At 41.9% G+C, this 501-nt stretch carries 1 pseudogene; it reads left to right on the top strand.

The window, feature by feature from the left end:
• Positions 1 to 501 (top strand): annotated as a pseudogene (locus ACFINO_RS11675) (autotransporter outer membrane beta-barrel domain-containing protein); the annotation flags it as partial.

The raw sequence follows: 501 nt of genomic DNA, 5'->3' as shown, positions 1-501 counted from the left end.
AAATACAGTTAGTATTGTTAATTCGATTCCACTGTATGAGAATTTGTCTGAGCGTGATCGTATGACTGAGGTTAATCTCACATCTTCTTCTGTTACAGTGGAGGGTGAAGGATCTTACGGTATCTATTTTCGAGGAGAAAAGCCAGGGGAGGAATTTGAGAATAGAGGAAAGCTAGAAGAGGAAAAAACGCTACCCAGATTGGAGGCTATTAATTTGAGGCAGACAATGTTTTCTGCTCCAGACAGTGTGGCTCTTTATAGTACCGATAGTACTTATGGTGTTGTTAATTTAATGCAAAGTACCCTTTCAGGGCGTTCATTGTTAAGAGCTGAGAGGGGAGCTTTAGTGAAAATTTTAGCCAGTGCCTCTACCCTTGAAGGGGGTGCTCATGTTGATGATCGTTCTACCGCTGAGCTCTATTTGGGTGCTGGTTCGACATGGATTTTGAAACAAAAGCAAGAGAGGGATTCACGTGAATCTACTGGTACGAATGATTCATC

Source organism: Bartonella sp. AA83SXKL (assembly GCF_042196965.1).
Lineage (GTDB): Bacteria > Pseudomonadota > Alphaproteobacteria > Rhizobiales > Rhizobiaceae > Bartonella.
The sequence above is the reverse complement of the archived record's forward strand: the minus strand, read 5'-3'. Positions and strand labels throughout refer to the sequence as shown.